Source organism: Robiginitalea sp. SC105 (assembly GCF_014243345.1).
GTDB lineage: Bacteria > Bacteroidota > Bacteroidia > Flavobacteriales > Flavobacteriaceae > Robiginitalea.
Genome location: NZ_JACLZF010000002.1, coordinates 1,011,371 through 1,032,378, shown reverse-complemented (window position 1 = coordinate 1,032,378; position 21,008 = coordinate 1,011,371). Strand labels below are relative to the sequence as shown.

The 21,008-nt window shown below is 55.8% G+C and carries 22 protein-coding genes and 1 tRNA gene; 16 read left to right on the top strand and 7 right to left on the bottom strand.

All coding sequences use genetic code 11. From position 1 onward, the window contains the following. From H7F20_RS13635 to H7F20_RS13625, 3 genes are read left to right on the top strand one after another with little or no spacing between them, the layout of a single operon-like run. The gene (locus H7F20_RS13635) at positions 1-426 is read left to right on the top strand and encodes a (4Fe-4S)-binding protein (protein WP_185786720.1); all 426 of its coding nucleotides are present in this window, start codon (positions 1-3) and stop codon (positions 424-426) included. Between the two features lie 26 nt (positions 427-452). Then, positions 453-905 (top strand): VOC family protein, encoded by a 453-nt coding sequence (locus H7F20_RS13630; protein WP_185786719.1) that lies wholly within the window; start codon positions 453-455, stop codon positions 903-905. A 1-nt stretch (position 906) separates the two neighbouring features. Next, the gene (locus tag H7F20_RS13625) at positions 907-1,899 is read left to right on the top strand and encodes a pirin family protein (RefSeq protein ID WP_185786718.1); all 993 of its coding nucleotides are present in this window, start codon (positions 907-909) and stop codon (positions 1,897-1,899) included. A gap of 82 nt (positions 1,900-1,981) precedes the next feature. Here H7F20_RS13625 and murA read toward each other — a convergent pair whose 3' ends face one another. From murA to H7F20_RS13610, 3 genes are all read right to left on the bottom strand, one after another. Next, positions 1,982-3,289 carry a UDP-N-acetylglucosamine 1-carboxyvinyltransferase gene (gene murA / locus H7F20_RS13620; protein WP_185786717.1) on the bottom strand — a complete coding sequence of 436 codons (1,308 nt, stop codon included), beginning with the start codon at positions 3,287-3,289 and terminating at the stop codon, positions 1,982-1,984. Positions 3,290-3,294: 5 nt separating this feature from the next. Next, positions 3,295-3,957, bottom strand: a complete 663-nt coding sequence (locus H7F20_RS13615; RefSeq protein WP_185786716.1) for a DUF4290 domain-containing protein — start codon at positions 3,955-3,957, stop codon at positions 3,295-3,297. Between the two features lie 87 nt (positions 3,958-4,044). Then, positions 4,045-4,332: a DUF493 family protein gene (locus tag H7F20_RS13610; RefSeq protein WP_185786715.1), complete on the bottom strand. Its 288-nt coding sequence runs from the start codon at positions 4,330-4,332 to the stop codon at positions 4,045-4,047. An 89-nt stretch (positions 4,333-4,421) separates the two neighbouring features. Between H7F20_RS13610 and H7F20_RS13605 the strand changes: the two genes are divergently transcribed. The 5 genes from H7F20_RS13605 (at position 4,422) to H7F20_RS13585 (ending at position 8,949) form a co-directional block, all read left to right on the top strand. Beyond that, positions 4,422-4,985: an AAA family ATPase gene (locus H7F20_RS13605; RefSeq protein WP_185786714.1), complete on the top strand. Its 564-nt coding sequence runs from the start codon at positions 4,422-4,424 to the stop codon at positions 4,983-4,985. Then, positions 4,982-6,868, top strand: coding sequence for an ATP-dependent DNA helicase RecQ (locus tag H7F20_RS13600; protein ID WP_185786713.1), 1,887 nt, complete (start codon positions 4,982-4,984; stop codon positions 6,866-6,868). Before H7F20_RS13605 ends, H7F20_RS13600 begins: the two co-directional genes overlap by 4 nt. Further along, positions 6,865-7,812: a methionyl-tRNA formyltransferase gene (fmt, locus tag H7F20_RS13595; protein WP_185786712.1), complete on the top strand. Its 948-nt coding sequence runs from the start codon at positions 6,865-6,867 to the stop codon at positions 7,810-7,812. Before H7F20_RS13600 ends, fmt begins: the two co-directional genes overlap by 4 nt. A gap of 178 nt (positions 7,813-7,990) precedes the next feature. Next, positions 7,991-8,263 carry an HU family DNA-binding protein gene (locus H7F20_RS13590; RefSeq protein ID WP_185786711.1) on the top strand — a complete coding sequence of 91 codons (273 nt, stop codon included), beginning with the start codon at positions 7,991-7,993 and terminating at the stop codon, positions 8,261-8,263. A 125-nt stretch (positions 8,264-8,388) separates the two neighbouring features. Further along, the gene (locus H7F20_RS13585) at positions 8,389-8,949 is read left to right on the top strand and encodes a YqgE/AlgH family protein (protein WP_185786710.1); all 561 of its coding nucleotides are present in this window, start codon (positions 8,389-8,391) and stop codon (positions 8,947-8,949) included. A gap of 107 nt (positions 8,950-9,056) precedes the next feature. Here the strand turns inward: H7F20_RS13585 and H7F20_RS13580 are convergent, their stop codons facing one another. Then, positions 9,057-9,908, bottom strand: coding sequence for an aminotransferase class IV (locus tag H7F20_RS13580; RefSeq protein WP_185786709.1), 852 nt, complete (start codon positions 9,906-9,908; stop codon positions 9,057-9,059). 49 nt (positions 9,909-9,957) lie between these two features. Continuing rightward, positions 9,958-10,341: an START-like domain-containing protein gene (locus H7F20_RS13575; protein ID WP_185786708.1), complete on the bottom strand. Its 384-nt coding sequence runs from the start codon at positions 10,339-10,341 to the stop codon at positions 9,958-9,960. 167 nt (positions 10,342-10,508) lie between these two features. Here H7F20_RS13575 and H7F20_RS13570 point away from each other — a divergent pair. The 4 genes from H7F20_RS13570 to H7F20_RS13555 all read left to right on the top strand — a co-directional run bounded on the left by H7F20_RS13570 (position 10,509) and on the right by H7F20_RS13555 (position 15,123). Continuing rightward, a tRNA-Met gene (locus H7F20_RS13570) sits at positions 10,509-10,582 on the top strand. 155 nt (positions 10,583-10,737) lie between these two features. Then, positions 10,738-12,498: a PQQ-dependent sugar dehydrogenase gene (locus tag H7F20_RS13565; RefSeq protein ID WP_185786707.1), complete on the top strand. Its 1,761-nt coding sequence runs from the start codon at positions 10,738-10,740 to the stop codon at positions 12,496-12,498. A 28-nt stretch (positions 12,499-12,526) separates the two neighbouring features. After that, positions 12,527-14,449 carry a DUF294 nucleotidyltransferase-like domain-containing protein gene (locus H7F20_RS13560; RefSeq protein WP_185786706.1) on the top strand — a complete coding sequence of 641 codons (1,923 nt, stop codon included), beginning with the start codon at positions 12,527-12,529 and terminating at the stop codon, positions 14,447-14,449. Continuing rightward, the gene (locus tag H7F20_RS13555; RefSeq protein ID WP_185786705.1) at positions 14,446-15,123 is read left to right on the top strand and encodes a PolC-type DNA polymerase III; all 678 of its coding nucleotides are present in this window, start codon (positions 14,446-14,448) and stop codon (positions 15,121-15,123) included. Before H7F20_RS13560 ends, H7F20_RS13555 begins: the two co-directional genes overlap by 4 nt. A 209-nt stretch (positions 15,124-15,332) precedes the next feature. Here H7F20_RS13555 and H7F20_RS13550 read toward each other — a convergent pair whose 3' ends face one another. Both H7F20_RS13550 and H7F20_RS13545 read right to left on the bottom strand, forming a co-directional pair. Next, the gene (locus tag H7F20_RS13550; RefSeq protein WP_185787168.1) at positions 15,333-16,286 is read right to left on the bottom strand and encodes a phosphoribosylaminoimidazolesuccinocarboxamide synthase; all 954 of its coding nucleotides are present in this window, start codon (positions 16,284-16,286) and stop codon (positions 15,333-15,335) included. 1 nt (position 16,287) lies between these two features. Further along, positions 16,288-17,241: a PhoH family protein gene (locus H7F20_RS13545; protein ID WP_185786704.1), complete on the bottom strand. Its 954-nt coding sequence runs from the start codon at positions 17,239-17,241 to the stop codon at positions 16,288-16,290. Positions 17,242-17,366: 125 nt separating this feature from the next. On the opposite strand from H7F20_RS13545, the gene H7F20_RS13540 reads away from it, so the two are divergent. Genes H7F20_RS13540 through gldG form a run of 4 tightly spaced genes read left to right on the top strand, consistent with a single transcriptional unit; the run spans position 17,367 to position 20,898 of the window. Next, positions 17,367-18,197, top strand: a complete 831-nt coding sequence (locus tag H7F20_RS13540; protein ID WP_185786703.1) for an S-adenosyl-l-methionine hydroxide adenosyltransferase family protein — start codon at positions 17,367-17,369, stop codon at positions 18,195-18,197. Continuing rightward, positions 18,198-18,491: a putative quinol monooxygenase gene (locus H7F20_RS13535; protein WP_185786702.1), complete on the top strand. Its 294-nt coding sequence runs from the start codon at positions 18,198-18,200 to the stop codon at positions 18,489-18,491. Positions 18,492-18,502: 11 nt separating this feature from the next. Continuing rightward, complete coding sequence (gene gldF / locus H7F20_RS13530; RefSeq protein WP_185786701.1) at positions 18,503-19,234, top strand: gliding motility-associated ABC transporter permease subunit GldF; 732 nt, start codon at positions 18,503-18,505, stop codon at positions 19,232-19,234. Continuing rightward, entirely contained in the window at positions 19,231-20,898 is a 1,668-nt protein-coding gene (gene gldG / locus H7F20_RS13525) for a gliding motility-associated ABC transporter substrate-binding protein GldG (protein ID WP_185786700.1), read from the top strand. The genes gldF and gldG overlap by 4 nt, the downstream gene beginning before the upstream one ends. The last annotated feature ends 110 nt before the right edge of the window (positions 20,899-21,008 follow it).

Here is a 21,008-nt window from a genome sequence, read left to right as displayed (position 1 = left end):
ATGAGTGAGAGAGAAATTGTAAAGGAATATTCGAAAGGCGACTTTCACGTCATCTGGAAACCGCGAAAGTGCATCCACTCCAAGGTATGTGTGCAGGCCTTGCCGGACGTCTACCGACCGGAAGAAAAGCCCTGGATACGGCCGGAACACGCCTCGGTAAAGGCCCTAAGGGACCAGATTGACCGCTGTCCCTCGGGGGCCCTGAGTTACCGGGACAACAGCGCCGCGGAGGAAGGTTCCGACAGCCCGGGCGTCAGGGCACAGGTTGTCAAAGGCGGCCCCCTGCTGGTCCGCGGGATCGTTGAACTGGAGACGGAAGGTGAAGGCCGCAGGCTGGAGGGGAGTACGGCGTTCTGCCGCTGCGGGGCCTCGGGCAACAAGCCCTTCTGCGACGGCAGCCACAAAAAGGTGGATTTTGAACATTGAAACGGCAAGCAACTTAATCAGATACCATGAAGAAACTACTGCTGATATTGGGCCTGATGGCCTGCGGTTCCCTGTGGAGCCAGCAATTTGATTTTACCTACGACCACTATTCGTTTATTGTAAAGGACCTGAAAAAGACCGGGGATTTTTACGCCGGGGTACTGGGGCTTGAAGAAATCCCCCACCCTACAGATACCGTAAACTTTCGCTGGTTCCGGGTCCGGGGAAATACGCAGGTGCACCTTATCCGTAAAGACGAGGTGGAAAAATCCGAAAGCAAGAGTGTCCACCTCTGCCTCGCCATCAGGGATCTGGACGGTTTTATCGCCTTCCTGGAATCCAGGGACATCCCCTACTGGGACTGGCCGGGAAAGAAAAACGCGGTTACCGACCGGGCCGACGGCGTCCGGCAGATCTACCTGAGGGACCCTGAGAACAACTGGGTCGAAATCAATACAGCCGAACACAATTTTAACTGAAATGCCCGAAACCATCCCTGTTTTTCCGCTGGGGTTCCCATGGGATACCCCGGACCCGTTTTTGTTTTGCGTACACCACCTGGACAGGTACCCGCAGGGGAATGAGGACCTGGGGCCGGATGCTTCCCTCGCCGGGCGTCCCCTGGGCAATGATTTCACCATCAGGGACGGCTGGAGGATGTATCACGGCCGGACGGTACCCGGGTTTCCCGCCCACCCGCATTGCGGTTTCGAAACGGTGACCATTGTCACGCGCGGGTACTGCGACCACGCCGATTCCCTGGGTGCAGCCGCCCGCTTCGGGGAAGGGGATGTACAGTGGATCACTACCGGGAAAGGCCTGCAGCATTCCGAAATGTTCCCCCTGCTCAACCCGCAGGGCCCCAATACCCTGGAGCTTTTCCAGATCTGGCTAAACCTACCGGCGCGGAGCAAACGCGTAGAGCCCCATTTCAAGATGCTCTGGAAGGAAGATATCCCGATTATCCGTAAAAACGGTGCCAGCGTACGTCTGGTGGCAGGGACCTATGGGGATACCACCCCTCCTGCACCCCCTCCGGATTCCTGGGCTGCCGATCCATCGAGCGAGTTGGTAATAGCCATCGTGGACCTGGAGCCGGGGGCTTCCTTCGGCCTTCCGGAAGTGGATCATGGAACCAACCGCCGGCTCTACCTCTTCGAGGGGGCCGAAATAGACCTCGGGGGTACCCGGCTGAAAAATGGATACGGGGCAAGCCTGGACGCCCTGGAAAGAAAAATGATCAACGGGGAAGAACCCGCGCGCCTGCTTTGGTTACAGGGCCGGCCCATCGGGGAGCCCGTTGCCAAATACGGGCCCTTCGTGATGAACACGGAAGCCGAGATCGAGCAGGTCATGCAGGATTTCCGGCTCACGCAGTTCGGAGGCTGGCCCTGGCGGCACCCGGATCCGGTACATGACAGGGATGCTGGCCGGTTTGCCCGGTTCCCCGACGGTTCAGAAATCAATAAGTAAAGAAAGGTATAGCTGGCGCCATCCGGCGTGGAGGGACCATTTCCGGTTATAGGCAGGCAGGAGGAGGATTTGGCGGCGGGCTTCAGATGCGGGTGATCCGTGCCCCTATCGCCTGCAGGCGGGTATCAATCGCCTCGTATCCCCGGTCGATTTGTTCGATATTCTGGATGGTGGATACCCCTTTTGCAGATAGCGCGGCTATCAGGAGGGAAACCCCCGCCCGGATGTCCGGGGAAACCATCGTGGTTGCCTTGAGGGTCGATTTGAAGTTATGCCCGATGACCGTAGCCCGGTGCGGGTCGCACAAGATGACCTTGGCCCCCATGTCCAGGAGTTTATCCACAAAGAAGAGGCGGCTCTCGAACATTTTCTGGTGGATCAGTACCTCCCCTTTTGCCTGGGTGGCCACCACCAGCAGGATGCTCAGCAGGTCCGGGGTCAGCCCCGGCCAGGGTGCATCGGCAATGGTGAGGATGGATCCGTCGATAAAATTCTGTATTTCATACCCTTCCGTGTGGGCAGGGATATAGATGTCGTCGTCCCGCCGCTCCAGGGTGATCCCCAGTTTGCGGAAGGTTGTGGGGATCAACCCCAGGTCGTCCCAGCTCACGTTTTTGATGGTCAGTTCGCTTTGGGTCATCGCAGCCAAACCGATCCAGCTCCCGATCTCGATCATGTCGGGGAGCATACGGTGCTCCGTGCCTCCGAGGGTATCCACGCCTTCAATGGTCAGCAGGTTGGAGCCCACGCCCGTAATCCGGGCCCCCATGCGGTTGAGCATCTTACACAATTGCTGCAGGTAGGGTTCACAGGCGGCATTGTAAATGGTGGTGGTACCCTCTGCGAGAACGGCTGCCATGACAATGTTAGCCGTCCCGGTAACCGATGCCTCATCCAGGAGCATAAAGGTGCCTTTCAGCCTTTTGGCCTCTACCCCGTAAAAATGCTCCTCCCGGTTATAGCGGAATTTGGCGCCAAGTTTTATGAATCCTTCGAAGTGGGTGTCCAGGCGGCGGCGGCCGATTTTATCACCCCCTGGTTTAGGGATGTAGCCCTGGCCAAATCGGGCCAGCAGCGGGCCAACCAGCATGATGGAACCCCGAAGGCTCCGTCCGTCGGTCTTAAAGGCATCGCTCTGGAGGTAGTCCAGGTTGATGTCGTCGGCACGGAAGGTAAAGGAACCCTTGCCTTTTTTCTGGATTTTGACGCCCAGGTCTTCCAGGATGGCAATGAGTTTGTTGACATCGACGATGTCCGGGATATTGTGGATGGTAACGGGTTCAGCAGTCAGCAATACGGCGCAGAGTATCTGCAGGGCCTCGTTTTTGGCCCCCTGGGGGGTTATTTCGCCCTGCAGGCGGTGCCCTCCTTCAATTCTGAATGTTCCCATAGGATTTAGTAGCGCTTTTTGCCGCGGTTGCCGCGTGAACCCTTCTTGCCGGAATTGCTTCGCCCTCCCGATTTGGTGGTGCGAGGCTGCTGCTGCTTCAGGAACTGGCCGCTCTCGGTGAGGTTCTCCCCATCTGAGGCAAGGTCGATCTGCCCGTCACTCAGTTCAAAAAGGTGGTTGAATATCACCTTGTCGTCAACGGTGTCCTTGTTCCAGTTCAGGTAGCACTTTTTCATGTGGTTGGCAATGGCATACTCCAGGCCGTCACGCTTGTCGCCTTTTTCCCATTGTACCGCCTGGTCGATCATCCTTTTGATATTGTTTCCGTAGAACCGGTATTTCGGGTGGTTCTGCGGATAATCCAGGGGTTCGGGGCGCTGCTGGAGCGTTTCCTTGGGCGTGATCGGGAAGGGGGAGTCCACATCCAGTTTAAAATCGGACATGATAAAGAGCTGGTCCCATAGTTTATGCTGGAAATCCGGGACATCCCTCAGGTGGGGCTGCATGTTGCCCATCACGCTGATAATGGCCTGGGCGATCCGGTTCCGTTCGTCCCGGTCTTCGATGCTGACGCAATAGTCAACCATCTTCTGGAAATGTCGCCCGTATTCCGGGATATGAAGTTGCGGGCGTTCTGTATTGTATTCGAGTTGATCTACTTGATTCAAGGGGATAGAGGCTAATTAAATGAATAGGACGTTTCCCGGGAAGTTCCGGAGGGTGCAAATTACTGAAATATTATGAGAATACCATATTCAGAGTGAAATGACCCCAGGGATCTCCCCTACCCGGCGATAAAAAGAAATGACTGCATCCGGATCCCTGAGGTTCACGGTGACTGAAAGGCTCGTGTACTTGCCCTTGCGGGACTGCCTGGATTCGATCACAGCTCCGGTGTTGTCGAACACGGCCTGGATGCGATTGATCTTTTCGGGGTCGGACGGGACGATGAACTTGTACAGGTAATCGGAGGGCCAGGTGGTGGATTTTAGCAATTCCTCCCTGAGGCGGTCGTAAAATGCTGCGCTATCGTTCTTGTCCATGCCGCTTTTTTTGCAAATATAAGGCTCCTGGGGCATTTCCCGCTCCCGGTGGGAATACGTACTTTTGTTTGAGGCTGTAGTTGCCCTTTATGAAAAAGAGAATCGTAATAACAGGCGGCCCCGGCACGGGGAAGACTGCTTTGGTCCGGAGGCTCGAAGAACTCGGGCATACGTGTTTCCACGAGGTCATCCGGGAAATGACCCTGAAGGCCCGGCAGGAAGAACCGGATGCCGGACACCGGACCAACCCGCTGGCTTTTGTGCAGGACCCCCTGGCATTCAACCAGAAAATCCTGGAAGGCCGTATGGAACAATTCCGGGCTGCATCGGACTTACAGGCCTCCCTGGTATTTTACGACCGGGGGCTCCCTGACATCATCGCCTACATGGATTATTTCGACCAGCCCTATGATGGCCAGTTCACGGATCCCTGTGACGAACTGCGCTACGATATGGCGGTTGTGCTGCCACCCTGGAAGGAAATTTACCGACAGGACCACGAACGCCTGGAAAGTTTTGAGGAAGCATGTGAAATCCACCGGCATTTGGAACGGAGCTACCAGGAATGCGGGTACAGGATCAAGGCGCTGCCGCCGGGTCCGGTGGATACGCGGATCAGGGATTTACTGGATATGATCGAAAAGGGGACATGACGGAATTATCGGGCATCCTGGAGAAGTACTGGGGCTTTTCGGAATTCCGGGGGTCTCAAAAGGAGATCATCCAGGCCGTGCTGGAAGGCCGGGACGTGGTGGGCCTGATGCCGACCGGTGGGGGCAAATCGCTTTGCTACCAGGTCCCCTCCCTGATCAGGGAGGGGGTATGCATCGTCGTCTCCCCCCTTATCGCCCTGATGGAAGACCAGCTGGCCTCGCTGAAGGCGCGTGGCATCAAAGCCATGGGGCTCTATGGAAGGCTTTCGGAGGAAGACCTGCTAAGGAGGCTGGACAATGCCGCCTTCGGAAGTTATCAATTCCTATACCTGTCCCCGGAACGCCTGCAACAGGAGCTGGTACGACAACACCTGGAACGCCTTCCGGTTTCCCTCATCGCCATAGACGAAGCGCACTGCATTTCCCAGTGGGGTTTCGATTTCCGGCCTGCCTACCTGGATTGCATCCGGCTGCGGGAAATGCACCCGGGGGTACCGTTGATTGCGCTGACCGCCACGGCCACCCCGGAGGTCCTGGACGACATCACCACCCACCTCGGGCTTGAAAACGCGAGGGTTTTCCGGGATTCCATCCGGCGGGGAAACATCGCCTATTCCGTCAGGCAGACCGAGGACAAGGCCTACCGGCTGCGGGCGCATCTCGAAGCGGTTCCCGGAAGCGCCATTGTCTACGTGCGCACCCGGCGGGCCACTGCCGCCCTTGCCGCTTACCTGAACAAACATGGCATCCAGGCGGGCGCCTTCCACGGCGGTATGCCGCAGGAAGCCAAATCCAAAGCCCTTGGTTCCTGGCAGGCAGGCAGTTTACGGGTGATGGTAGCCACCAATGCGTTCGGCATGGGCATCGACAAGGCGGATGTGCGCACGGTCATCCATTACGAAATACCGGAAACCCTTGAACAGTATTACCAGGAGGCCGGGAGGGCCGGGAGGGATGGAAAACCGGCGTCCGCCCTCCTGCTGGTCAGCCCCGGCGACCAGAAAAAAACGACCGATTATTTCCTGGGCAACCAGCCGGCCATCGAAGACCTGATCCGGGTGTATCGAAAACTCAATGCCTATTTCGGCATCCCGTTCGGGGAACTGCCGGAAGCCCCGCTTCCCTTCAGTTTTGAGCTTTTTTGCGAAACCTACAAGCTGCCGGCAGCAAAAACGTACAACGCCCTGGAGGTACTGGACCGGCAAGGGGTCATTTCCCTGCTCAAAGTATTCAAGACCACCCTTAAAATGCGCCTTACCTGCACCAAGGCAGCCTTGTGGCAATACCTGGGGACCTACCCGGAATTGCAAGCTACAATCCAGCTGCTGCTGCGCACCTATGGGGGGCTTTTTGACTACGAAACCCCGGTGGGCATGCGGCTCCTTTCCCTGAAGATAGGGGTTTCCGAATCCGAATTGCTCAAACGGTTGCAGCGGTTGGAAAAGGACGGCCTGGCGGAGTTGCAGGTGCGGCAGGGAGATATGGAGGTACATTTCCTGGTGCCCAGGGAGGATGCGCGCACCATCCATGCATTTGCCAAGGCATTTGACCGGCGTATGGAAGTCCGCAGCCGGAAACTGGGGCAAATGCTGGATTATGTGCGGAATGAGGAGGAATGCCGGCAGGCAACCCTGATGCGTTATTTCGGGGAGAAACCCCAGGCGCCATGCGGTCAGTGCGATGTATGCCTCTCCACAGCGGCCTCCCCGGTTGCCGGGATCCGCGAAAAGGTCCTGGCCGAGCTGCAGATGGGCCCCAGGACATCCAGGGAATTAACCATGGCCGGTTGCCGGCCGGAAGCACAACTTTTGCGTTGCCTGCAATACCTGCTCGAAGAAGGTCGGCTGCGCCTGGACAATAAAAACCAATACCAGTTGACATGAAAGACTTGCGCATCGCCTTTATGGGTACCCCGGACTTTGCAGTAGCCTCCCTGCAGGCCCTGATACAGGAAGGGTTTGCAGTGGTAGCTGCGGTAACAGCCCCCGACCGGCCTGCCGGCAGGGGGCAGAAACTAAAAGCCCCGGCAGTGAAAACCTTTGCCGAGGCCAACGGCATCCCCGTGTTGCAGCCGGCCAACCTGAAGGATCCGGAGTTTGCACAGCAACTGCGTTCCCTGGGCGTAAACCTGCAGGTGGTCGTGGCATTCCGCATGCTGCCCCGGCAGGTGTGGGCCCTGCCCGAATACGGCACCTTCAACCTCCATGCCTCCCTCCTGCCCGATTACCGGGGCGCCGCCCCCATAAACTGGGCCCTGATCAGGGGGGAGACCCAAACCGGGGTTACGACTTTCTTCATAGACGAACACATTGATACGGGAAATATCATCCTGCAGGAAAGCCTGGAAATCGGGCCGGAGGAAAATGCCGGTCAGCTCCACGACCGGCTGATGGCCCTTGGGGCAAAACTGGTGGTGGAAACCGTGAATCGGATAGCCAAGGGTTCCGTCGAAACAACGGCCCAGCCGGAGCCGGATCCGGACAAACAGGCCCCCAAGCTCTTCCGTGAAGATTGCCGGATCGAGTGGAATACCAAAGCCTCCCGGGTCTTCAACCTGATCCGCGGGCTCAGTCCCTACCCTGCGGCATGGACCATACTGCATTCAGGCGCCGGGGAATCCACCTGTAAGATCTACGCTTCCCGGCTTACTGACAGGCCATCTGACGGCCAGCCCGGCCACCTTAAGGTCCAGGACCGGGAACTCTTTGTGAGCACGACGGATTTACAGCTGCAGATCACCGAAATCCAACCTGAGGGGAAACGCCGGATGAGTGTTTCGGACTGGTTGAACGGCACAGTGCTTGAACAAAATGATCAGTTTCGCTGAAGCCCCGTAAACGCGGGGCTCCCGAAATGGGCAATGAATTTTCTCACTTTATTAACAAAGCTCCGAAGTTATCAACAAAAACGCGGATTTCCCCCGAATTTACTTGCGTCGACGGCAAATCCGTATAATTTTGTTTGCGCTTTGCAATATGTATAACATCATTTAACGTACTAACATTATGAACAAAACAGAATTAATCGATGCCATGGCAGCTGATGCCGGAATCACTAAAGCTGCTGCCAAGAAGGCGCTGGAATCCTTTCTTGGAAATGTAGAGAAATCTCTTAAAAAAGGAAATCGCGTTTCTTTGGTTGGATTCGGCTCTTGGTCTGTCTCCAGAAGGAATGCCCGCGAAGGCCGCAACCCATCTACCGGGAAAACCATCCACATCCCGGCTAAAAACGTCGTTAAGTTTAAAGCAGGTTCCGAACTGGGAGATGCGGTAAACTAAGCCGGACGAACGTTCCGAACTATAAATTATTCAGCCCCGGCCATCGTGCCGGGGCTGGTTTTTTTCAGGCCTTTTGATAATTGGGGGAATTGTCCTATTTTTAAAATTAAGGTAACCTTCCGCTTATGTTAGGTCTCAAACCAAAGAAAGGTAAACTGCTCATCGCAGAGCCTGCGCTTACCGGCGATGTTTCTTTTAACCGGTCCGTGGTACTGCTGGCAGAGCACAACCAGGAAGGTTCCGTGGGCTTTATCCTTAACAAGCCCCTTAACTACAGCATGAGCGACCTGGTAGAAGAAATCCAGGTGCCGTTCCCCGTTTACAATGGCGGCCCGGTAGAACAGGATAACCTCTACTTCATCCACAAGGTCCCTGAGCTGATCTCCAATTCGGTGGAAATATCCGATGGCATTTTCTGGGGTGGCGATTTTGACGCAACCGTAGCCCTGATCAACGACCGGAAGATCAACCAAAGTGATATCCGCTTTTTCCTGGGTTATTCCGGATGGGCCTCCCTGCAGCTGGACCAGGAACTCCTTTCAAAATCCTGGATTGTGGTCACCAATAAATACGAGAGCGACATCATCCGGAAATCCACTCAGGCCTTTTGGCGAGAAAAAATGATGGAACTGGGCGGGGATTACCTGCTCTGGTCTAATGCGCCTGAAAACCCCAGCCTGAACTGATTCTGGTCCAATGCCACTGACCACCCCGGCCTGAATTGATACTATTCCAAAGCCCCCGATAACCCCAGCCTGAAGGGATTACGCAGCGTCCCTGGTGCCCCAGCGCATTACTTAAGTGCCCCTACGGCCGCCAGGTTCAGTTTCCCGGTCAAATATTTTGCCGCCTCCGTTTTGAACGACGCCTTCCTGTAAGCTGTGATCGGCCGGATGCCCACAATTGCATTGGTATAAAACATTTCGTCGGCCTGCTGGAGTTCAAAGGGGGAAATCGAATCGGTTTCCACCTGGTAGCGATCCGGGCTTTTGCCCAGCCTGAGGAGTTGTTTACGCAGGATGCCATCCAGGCAACCGCTTTCGATCGGAGGGGTCCGTATCCGGTCGCCTTTGCGGATGAACAGGTTGCCGCTAAGGGCCCCGGTGACCTCTTTTTTGTCATTCAGCAAGATACAGGTCTGCAGGTCGTTTTCTGCCGCGTAGATGCTCCCCAAAACCTGGATGAGCCGGTTGGAATGCTTGATTCCCGAAAGGCGATCAGCCTGAACAAAATAGTCCCTGAACAGGTCGGCCCGGCAGGCGTCGACAGGCACCGAAAATCCCGGAGATTCCAACGGCTCGCTCTCGATGATGTAGCCGATTTCCAGGCTGTCGGGCCCATACCTCCCGCCGGCATCCCGGAATACGGTAATCCGGATGCGGGAAGGCCTTTCCGCCTGCCCGCCGGCAACCAGCGTTTTGCGAATTTCTTCCTCCAGGAATTCCATGTTGAACGCCATGGGAATTTCCATACGAAGCTGCCGCATGGAGGCCATCAGCCGGAAATAGTGGTCCTCCCAGAAGAACAATTGCTTCCCGTTGTACCGGAGGGTTTCAAAGAGTGCGTCCCCGTAGCGAAGGCCGCGGTTGGTATGGTTTAAAAAATGCGCCGATTCGGGAAGGAGATCCCCGTTGAAGTTAATCATTTGACTTGCCTTGAAATTCGGGGCAAAGATACGATTTCCCCTCCTGGCTTCAGGTAGACCCCAGGACCTGCTTCAAATCGGCAACCTGATTGTGCCACAGCATTTTAGCTTCCTCCAGCTCATCTTCTTCCGCAAAGTCGGAGATGAAAAGGGAAACGTCCTTGGTTATCTCGTCAACGATGATGCGCATCTCAAAATAGGTGTCATCCTCATTGTATTCCCAGGCAAAGCGAACGAATTCGTCCGTTTTCCGCTTGAGCAAACGCGCCACTTCCTCGGCGCCGTCCCAGATAAACGTAAATCGTTCGCCCCGGGAATTCACATTGTCTGCAAACCATTCGGACAACCCGGAAGGCGTTGCGAGGTACTGGAACAGCAGCTGAGGGGAAGATTGTATGACAAATTCAATCTCAAACTTTGTTTTCTCGTCCATTCCGGGGTGGTATTTACTTATTTTCCCAACCAATTATATGCATTGGGGCCGCGGGCAATATATCGAAATATAGATGATAAAAAAATAATTCCAAAAAACTTTTTGGCCCGTCGATATTGACTGTACGGGAATTAAAAACTATATTTGCAGCCGTTTTAAAATGAGTCGGCGAGGTAGCTCAGGTGGTTAGAGCGCAGGATTCATAACCCTGAGGTCGGGAGTTCAAGTCTCCCTCTCGCTACGCGGCCGAAAGGCCTTTTCCACAACGGTTTGTGCATGCACAAACCGTTTTTTTATTCCTGCTTCGCGGCCCCTTCATCGGTCCCTGTTTGGGACCCGGTGCGGTTACCTGCCACTATCTTTTTTTTGTACTTTGTCTGACCAATGCAACGCGGGATGATACGCAAGCTACTATTTTACCTTTGTCCGTTCTGTATCTGCTGCCTGTCCGGCTGTGGCGAAAAAAAGGAATCCGAAGCCGCCGTGGCAGACCTGCAACTGGCAGCATACCATACCGACGAATTTTCAATCCAAAGCGGGATGGCCCTTTTCAACACCCATTGCGCCGGTTGCCATAATTTCCAGCAGCAGGAGATTGGCCCCAACCTCTCGGGCATTACCCTGGAGGCGGATAAGGAGTGGCTCAGTGCCTTCATTCGCAATCCCGCGGGAATGATAGAGAGCGGGGACGGGCGCGCAACGGAAAGTTTCGAAAAATACGGGATCTACATGCCTGCTTTCAGCTTCCTGGAGGACGAGGAGATGGAGCAACTCCTCGGGTTTATCCACGTCTTTTCCAAGGCAGAAAAACGGAACACCAGCAACCGGACAGGGGGATTACTGAACCCGGTTCCCGAAAAAATCCCGGAATCCGGGCTGACCCTGGTCATCGAGGACGCCTATCTCATACCTGCGACTGCGGACAACCCGCCCCTAACCCGGATCAATAAAATGGAACCCCAGGCTTCCCGGGGCTCCCAGCGGGTATTCGTATCAGACCTCCGAGGCATGCTGTATCGCCTGGAACGGGATTCCGTATTTCCTTATCTGGATGTAGGCGGCCGGTTCCCTGATTTTATAGACCGGCCCGGGTTGGGTACCGGGTTCGGAAGTTTTGCCTTTCACCCCGCTTTTGAAGAAAACGGCCTCCTGTACACCACCCATACCGAATCCGCAGGATCGGCCCTGGCGGATTTCAGGATGCCGGACAGTGTGGGAACAGCGCTGCAATGGGTCCTTAGCGAATGGCAAACCAAAAACCCCCACTCGGACACTTTTCAGGGAACCCAGCGGGAGGTCTTGCGGATCGATATGCACTCAGCAGTCCACGGGGTACAGGAAATCAAGTTCAACCCAAACGCAAAACCGGGGCAACCAGACTATGGCTTGCTCTATATCGGCGTGGGTGACGGGGGTACCGGCCAAACCGACAAGAACTATCTCGCCTCCAGCCATGAATGGGTTTGGGGATCCGTCCTCAGGATCGACCCGCTGGGAACCAGCAGCCGGAACGGAAAATATGGGATCCCCCCGGATAATCCACTGGTGGAAACACCGGGGGCGCTTCCGGAGGTCTGGTGCCGGGGCTTCCGCAACCCCCACCGTTTTAGCTGGGATACCTCGGGGTCCGGGAAAATGTTTATCTCCAATATTGGTCAGCACAGCGTGGAAGAGATCAACCTGGGCAAAGCGGGTGCCGATTATGGGTGGCCCCGGCGGGAAGGCACGTTGCTTTTCGACCCGGCGGCCAACACGGAGCTGGTGTACCCCCTGCCCGCCGATGACCAGGGGTTCACCTACCCGGTGGCCCAATACGACCACGACGAAGGCAATGCCGTTTGCGGGGGATATGTCTACACCCGGGATGATATCCCCCTCCTGAAGGGAAAATATATCTTCGGGGATATCCCGAGGGGTTCCCTGTTTTTCGCCAACCTGGCCGAAATGCAGGAAGGCTCCCAGGCCCCGGTGTTCAGGTTCGGCCTGGAATACCAGGGACGGCCCGTGAAACTGGTTGACCTGGTGCCCGGGCAACGGGTGGACCTCAGGCTCGGACTGGGCCCCGGAAGGGCACTTTACCTCTTTACCAAGGCGGATGGCAGGATCTATCGGGTCAACGGATGCAAAAAAATGCAAGAGGCCGTAACTGCCCCTTAAGTCGTACATTTATTGGAAAAACCTGTGCATGAGCAACCGTATTTCAGAGCGGGTCGCTGATTTCCTGAGGCAGTATCCGCCTTTCGATGAATTGACGGACAAGGACCTGCAGTCCCTGTCCCTGGAAGTAGATATCCTCTACCGGGAAAAGGGCAGTGTCATTTTCCGGGAAGGCGAGGAAACCCACCCGGTATTCTATGTGGTCCACAAGGGGGCGGTTGACCTGCGGGAAGCCACCGGGGGCGAATTGATCGATATCTGTGACGAGGGTGACATCTTCGGACTCCGGCCGCTCATGGCGGGGGAAGCCTACAAGCTGGAGGCCAAGACCCGGGAGGAATCCCTCCTGTATGCCATCCCCATTTCCGTATTCCGGCCATTTGTGGAATCGTACAGCGAAGTCGGGAATTTCCTGTTGGAAAGTTTTGCCTCCAATACCCGCAACCCTTACACCAAGGGACAGGAAGGGAAACTGGTCTCCGCCCCCAGGTCCGAGGCATCCCAGACGGGCCGCGGGTTGCGGTACAACGAAGTTATCCCGGTAAGCCCCGGGAAGCGGGTGGTCAGTTGTTCCCGGGATACGCCGGCCAGGGACATCGCCCGGCTGATGACCGAAAAGCGGGTGGGTTCCGTACTGGTACTCCATGAGGAATTGCCCGTGGGGATCATCACCGACAAGGACCTGCGCAACAAGGTCGCGACCGGTCAATTCCCGATTACTGCGCCTGCATCTGAGATCATGTCGTCCCCGGTAATCACCTATCCGCCCAGGCTGAGCCTCACCCAGGCACAACTCGCCATGATGAAAAACGATATCAGCCACCTCTGCCTGACGGAAGACGGGACTTCGGATACCCCTGTGGTAGGTGTGCTCTCCAAATACGACCTGGTACTGGCCATGGGCAACAACCCTGAGGTATTGATGCGTGCCATTAAGCGCACCCGCAAGACCACGCGCCTGAAGGCAATCAGGGCCCGGGTGATGGAACTGTTGCGGAGTTACCTGGATGCCAATATCCCCATGTCCATTACCATGAGGCTCATTGCCGAACTGAACGACGCCTGTGCCAAACGGGTCATCGAACTGGCCGTGAAAAAGGCCGGGGAACCCCCGGTTTCCTTTGCCTGGCTGGCCATGGGCAGCCAGGGCCGGGGCGAACAGCTCCTGCAAACCGACCAGGACAATGCCCTGGTCTTCGCAGACGTGCCCGAAGAACGACTCCCCGAAACGTTCGGGTATTTCCGGGAACTTGCGGAGCGGGTGAACCGCAACCTGAAACGCATCGGTTACGAGTATTGTCCTGCAGAGATGATGGCCTCCAACCCGGATTGGTGCCTGAGTCTGAGCGAATGGAAACACCGGGTCTCCCAGTGGATTATCAACCCGGGAAAGAACGAGGTGCTGCTCTCCTCCATATTCTTTGATTACAACCGGACATTTGGCAGCGCGGAACTCGCAAACAAGCTCTCAGAACATATTTTTGAAAATGTGCGGAAATACCCTATGTTTTTCTACCACCTTGCCGCGGGGGCCCTCCAGAACCCCTCACCTACCGGCTTTTTCAGGCAATTCCTGGTAGAACAGGACGGCAAGCACAAGGATTTTTTTGACCTGAAGCTTCGCGCCCTGATGCCCCTGACCGATGCGGCCCGGGTGTTGATACTTTCCCACGAAATCAAATCCATCAACAATACGGCCGAACGCTTTGCCAAGCTCGCCGAACTGGAACCCAACAACCGGGAGCTATTCCTCTCCTGCGGGTATGCCACCAAGGCGCTATTGAAGTTCCGTGCCAAACAGGGGCTGCTCCATGGAGACAGCGGTCGGTACATCGCTTTGGACAGCCTCACCAAGGAAGAAAAGATCAAATTGAAACGCACCTTCAAGACCATCAAGGAGGTGCAGGAACTGATCGCTGTCCGGTTCAAGGTATCGAACCTGCTGGTATGAGCGGCCTGACAAACATAGGTGACAGGATTCTGGAATGGCTCAGCCCGGAAAGGCGGTTTGCCATGAAGCTGCCCGAGGATTTGGAAGAGGTGCCCTTTGTGGTGCTGGATACGGAAACGACGGGCCTGAACCCCATCCGTGACCGGATACTCAGTATTGGCGCCCTGCGTTTGCTGGGCGGGCGGATCCGCGTGAATGAAAGCGTGGAGTATTTCCTGGCTCAGGACCATTTTGACCGGCTTTCCGTCCCGATACACGGGATACTCAAAACCGGGAGCAGTCCCAGGATGGACGAGAAGGAGGGACTGAAGTCCATACTGGAATATATCGGGGATTCCCCCGTAGTCGGGCACCATATCTCCTTTGACCGCACCATGATTCAAAATGCCTGTGACCGCCACGGCCTTGGGAAGTTTCGAAACCCGCTCCTGGACACCGGAACGCTGTACCGGAAAAGCCTCATCAAAAGCCCGCTGCTCCGCAAAAAAGACCAGTATTCCCTGGACGACCTGGCCCGCAAATACGACCTGTCCTGCAAGGACCGGCATACAGCCCTGGGGGATGCCTATATCACCGCGATGGCCTTCCTGCACATACTGGAACAACTCACAAGCAAGGGACCCCTGACCACCCGGCAACTGCTCAAATTGGGAAAACCCGGGGCAGGAAATTGAATTCGATGTATTTCATCGAAAATAACATGCCTTTTGTCGGTATTCCAACCAGCCTGTGTATTTTAGGTATCCCCAATCTTACGTTGCTTGCAGTACCTGGTTGGTTGCTGCAAATAAGGCAGCCGCCCCGATCGTCGATCGCTGGCGGCTGTTTTTTGTAGTTGCAGGCCCAAGGATTCCGCCATGCCGGTTCATGGGTGCCTTCCAGGTTAAAGGCCCTTTAAGTAGGCAAGTACGTTTTGCCGGATCCGGCCGGGAATATCCGAGGTGTCGGCTTTCTCAAAGGTAGCGCCGGTAATGTTCTCGTATAGCTCAATATACCGGTTGGAAACCGATTCGATGTACGCGTCGGTCATATGGGGTACCTGTTGTCCGGGTTTCCCCTGGAACCCCTCGGAGATCAACCACTGGCGGACGAATTCCTTGGAGAGTTGTTTCTGGGGTTGCCCTTGCTCCTGGCGGGCCTTATAGCCGTCGGCATAAAAATAGCGGGAAGAATCCGGGGTGTGGATCTCGTCGATCAATACGATCCTGCCGTCCGGCGTTTTGCCGAATTCGTATTTGGTATCCACCAGAAGCAACCCCCGCCCGGAAGCGAGTTCGGATCCCCTTTTGAACAATTTTCGCGTGTAATCTTCGAGTATCGCATAATCTTCCGGACTTACCAGCCCGCGCTGAAGGATCCCCGCTTTGGAAATATCTTCATCGTGGTCACCCTTTTCGGCTTTGGTGGCCGGGGTGATGATCGGTTCGGGGAAGGGATCATTTTCCCGCATGCCCTCCGGAAGGGAGACCCCGCACAGTTCCCGTTTCCCGGCCTTGTATTCGCGTGCCGCATGGCCGGCCAGGTAGCCCCGGATCACCATTTCCACCTTAAACGGCTCGCACCGCACGCCTACGGCCACGTTCGGGTCCGGCGTGGCCACCAGCCAGTTGGGGACCAGGTCCCGGGTGGCCTCCATCATACGGGTGGCAATCTGGTTCAGGATCTGCCCCTTGTAGGGGATGCCCCTGGGCATCACCACATCAAAGGCCGACAAGCGGTCGGTGGCGATCATCACCAGCAGGTCGTTCTCCAGGTAATACACCTCCCGGACCTTTCCCTTATATACGCGTTGTTGCCCGGGGAAACTGAAATCGGTATCTGTAAGGGTGCGTACCATCCTAGTTCTGGTGTTCAATGGTTTTGTAGGCATCGATGACTTTCTTCACCAACTGGTGGCGGATCACGTCCTTGTCGTCCAGGTAGATGATCTGGATCCCCTTGACGTTCTTGAGGATCAGCAGGGCTTCCTTCAACCCGGATATGACCCTGCGCGGCAGGTCGATCTGCCCGGGGTCGCCGGTGAGCAGGAACTTGGCATTCTTGCCCATACGGGTAAGGAACATTTTCATCTGGGCATGGGTGGTATTCTGCGCCTCGTCCAGGATGACGAACGCATTGTCCAGGGTGCGTCCCCGCATAAAGGCCATGGGGGCTATCTGTATGGTGCCGTCTTCCAGGAATTTGGCAAGTCGTTCCGCGGGGATCATATCCCGCAGCGCATCGTAAAGCGGCTGCATATACGGGTCGAGCTTTTCCTTCAGGTCGCCCGGGAGGAACCCCAGGTTTTCCCCTGCCTCCACCGCAGGTCGGGTCAGGATGATCCTGCGGACCTGTTTCTCCTTCAGGGCCTTGACGGCCAGGGCTACGCCTGTGTAGGTCTTTCCGGTTCCCGCAGGGCCGATGGCAAAGACCATGTCGTGACGGGCCATGGCATCCACCAGGCGGCGCTGGTTTACCGTTTGTGCCTTTACCAGGCGGCCATTGACCCCGTGAACAAGCACATCCCCGCTGTTTTCCGGTGATGCGTAGTCCTTGGAATCATTGCTGTCGAGGATCCTCTCGATGACGTTTTCGTCCAGTTTGTTGAATTTGGTGTAGTGCTCGGTGAGCATGCCGAAGCGCCTCTCGAATTCCTCGAGCTGGGTGGGCTCCCCATATACCTTGATGCGGCTGCCGCGTGCGACGATCTTAAGTTTCGGAAAGGATTTTTTAAGCAGTTCAATATTGGAATTCCGTTCCCCGAAAAAATCCCTGGGGCTTATATCCGTTAGTTCCAGGCTGAGTTCGTTCAAAAAGCAGGTGTTTGAAAATGAGGTTGCAAAGACGGATTGCCTCCGCTGTTTTTTTGCTTAATTTTGTCTGACAAACTTACGTAAAATTCAGTTTGGACTGCTAAAAAAAATATCAACAGCACCGGATGCCAATCATAACCCTGACTACAGATTTTGGCCTGAAAGACCATTTTGTAGGGACTATCAAAGGAACCATCTATAAGGAGCTCAGGGAGGCTGTTATCGTGGATATATCCCACCAGGTCAATCCCTTTCACATACAGGAGTGCGCCTACCTCCTCAAGAACGCCTACAAGGCGTTCCCGGAAGGCACCATCCACATCGTGGGCGTGGATTCAGAACGAACACCTGAAAACACCCACCTGGCAGTCAAGGTGGACGGGCACTATTTTATAACTGCCGACAACGGGGTGGTCAGCCTGATCGTAGAGGAGGTGAAGCCAGAAAAGGTAGTGGAAATCAGTCTGCCCGGGTCCGTGCAGGATGCCTTCCCGGTACTGAGTGTTTTTGTGCCGGCCGCATGCCACCTGGCGCGTGGCGGGACCCTCGAGGTGATCGGGAAACCCTTCGCCCGGCTGCGCCATTACAAGGAATTCGCACCCCGGGTGGCCAATGACGGAGACACGATCATCGGGAGCGTCATTTACCTCGACAATTACGGCAATGTGGTGACCAATATTGAGCGGGGGCTTTTTGATGCCTACCGGAAGGGCCGTAAGTTTACGCTGGAAGCGCGCAACCAAAAGGTCAGCGCCATCTATGACCGCTACAGCGGCTTTATCAATTTTGACCTGGAAAGGTCCCAAAGGCGTGGCCCGGGTGACCTGGTCGCCCTGTTCAATTCGTCGGGCTACCTGGAACTGGCCATTTACAAAAGCAACCTGAACACGGTTGGGGGTGCTGCAACCCTCCTGGGCCTCGACTACCGGGATACCGTTTTAATCAATTTTCACTGAATGCTGACGCGAATCGTGCAAATGACCTTCAAAACCGAAAATATTGCTAGTTTTGAGCGTATTTTCAAAGCATCCTCCGAAAGGATCCGCGCAACCAAGGGTTGCAGGCACCTGGAACTATACCGAGATATGAACCACCCCAATGTGTTTTTCACATACAGCATCTGGGAAACCGGAGAGGATCTGGAAAATTACCGGGCCTCGGATTTCTTCCATCAGGTATGGAGTGAAACACGAAAACTATTTGCAGACAAGCCCAGGGCATGGAGTTTGCAGAAACACGCTGTCCTTTAAACCCCCGGCGAATGTTCGCGATCTTCAGAAAAGAGTTTTCTTCCTTTTTTTCCTCCCCGGTTGGCTACCTGGTGGCGGGGATTTTCCTCGTGCTCACTGGCCTCTTCCTCTGGGTATTCCGAGGGCCCTACAACATCATCGATTACGGCTTTGCCGACCTGAGCCTGTTTTTTTTGCTGGTCCCCTGGGTGTTCTTGTTGCTGATCCCGGCGGTTTGCATGAAAACCTTTGCCGAAGAGCGGAAACTGGGCACCCTGGAATTGCTCCTGAGCAAACCCATTCCGTTGAACCAACTGGTCCTGGGAAAATTCTTGGGGGTCTGCGCCCTTATCGGGGCCACCCTCCTCCCCACCCTCCTGTACGTATGGGCCATCCATGACCTCGGAGCCACAGCGGGCAACCTGGACTCCGGGCTTGTTTGGGGTTCCTATATTGGCCTGGCCCTGTTGATGTGCGTTTACGCAGCCGTCAGCTTGTTTGCCTCCAGCCTGACGGACAACCAGATTGTAGCTTTTATGCTGTCGGTGGTGGCCTGTTTCCTGCTATACCAGGGGCCCGAAAGCCTGGCTACGCTCATCCTTGATGGGGATATGGCACTTTTTGTTAGGGAACTGGGGGCCCGGGCCCATTATGAAACAATCGGCCAGGGCATCCTGGACAGCCGGGACCTCATCTATTTTATCGGGCTTACTGCATTCTTCCTCTTCCTGGCGGCCAGCCGGTTAAAGCTATACCGCCAATGAAGAAGCCAAACCTGCTACGCAGTGCCCTGATCGGCCTTGCTCTGCTGATCCTGCTCAACCTGGCGGCCAGCCTGGCCTTTACCCGGTGGGACCTGACCGAAGACGGCAGGTTTACCCTGGCCCCGGAAAGCGTGGCGGCTGTAAGCGGCCTGGAAGGAACCGTCGTCATCGATATCCTGCTCGATGGGGATCTGCCGCCTGAATTCGTGCGCCTCAGGCGGGAAACCGGATTGCTCCTGGAACAATTTGCCTCCAAAAACCCGGGGCTGCGCTTTGATTTTGTCGATCCCCTTGAGGGGGGCGATGCCGGTCCGGAAATATTGGACCAACTCCAACAGTTCGGCCTCAAACCGGCGAGCGTGACCACGGAGGAAAACGGCCGGGTTTCCCAGGAAGTCGTCTTCCCTTGGGCCGTTGTCAACTTCGGGGAGCGGTCCGAGAAGGTTGCCCTCCTCCGAAATCAATTGGGAGCAAGTACCCAGGACCGCGTCAACCGGTCCATTCAGAACCTGGAATACGCCTTTGCCGATGCCTTTGCCAAACTGGGCACCACCCAGCCCAGGCAACTGGCTGTCCTCAAAGGGAACGGGGAATTGCCGGACAACCGCCTGGCGGACCTGCTGGGGGCCCTGGGCAGCTACTACCGCATCGCCCCCTTTACGCTGGATTCGGTTGCCTCCGACCCTTCCGGGACGCTCAGCGACCTGCAAAAATTCCAGGCAGCCCTCATTGTAAAGCCCACGGAGCCCTTTACCGAAGCGGAAAAACTGGTGCTGGACCAGTACATGGTGGGCGGCGGCCGTACCCTTTGGCTGATAGACCCCGTGGCAATGCAATTGGACAGCCTGCAGAATGAGGACGGACAGGGAGTCGCCATCGCGCGCGACCTGAACCTGGATGACCTGCTCTTCCGCTATGGGATCCGGGTCAACGCAGACCTGGTTGCCGACATGTATTGCACCCAGATCGTACTTGCGACCGGCAGCGGTTCCGGTTCCGAATACAACCCGGTACCCTGGATTTACCACCCCATGGTGTTCTCGCGGGATGACCACCCTATCAACATGAATCTGGAAGCCCTGCGGATGCAGTTTGCCAGTTCCATCGATACCCTGGAAAACGCCTATCGCAAAACCGTCCTGTACCAGTCATCCCCCCGTTCCCGGGCAGAGGGCACCCCGAAGCTCATCAGCCTGGATATCGTGCGGGAGGCGCCCAACCCCGAGCGCTTTGCCCCGGGGAATTTCCCGCTCGCCGTACTGGTGGAAGGCGACTTTACCTCGGCCTACCGGAACCGTATCCGCCCTGTGGAATTAACGGGATACCGGGAGCAGGGACCCGAAAACCGGATGATCGTTGTCGCAGACGGCGACCTGGCCACCAACCAATTGCAAAACGGACGCCCGCTGGAACTGGGGTACGACCAATGGACGAACAATTTTTACGGGAACAAGGAATTCCTGGTCAATGCGGTGAATTACCTCCTGGAAGACGACGGACTTATAAACATCCGCAACAAGCAGGTGGCCATCCCCCTGCTGGACCCCCAAAAAGCCGCTGAAAGCAAAACCCGATGGCAACTCCTGAATATCGGGCTTCCGGTACTGCTATTACTGGTGGCAGGCGGCTTGTTCGGCCTGGTGCGGAGGCGCAGATTCCGCTGATTCCTGTTAATAAGTTTGTTTTCCTTCGACCTACATTTGGGATATATTTGTCAGAACACCCAGAATAGCCAAACCTCCCGGGATTCCCGGCGTTTTAAAGCATTTGATTC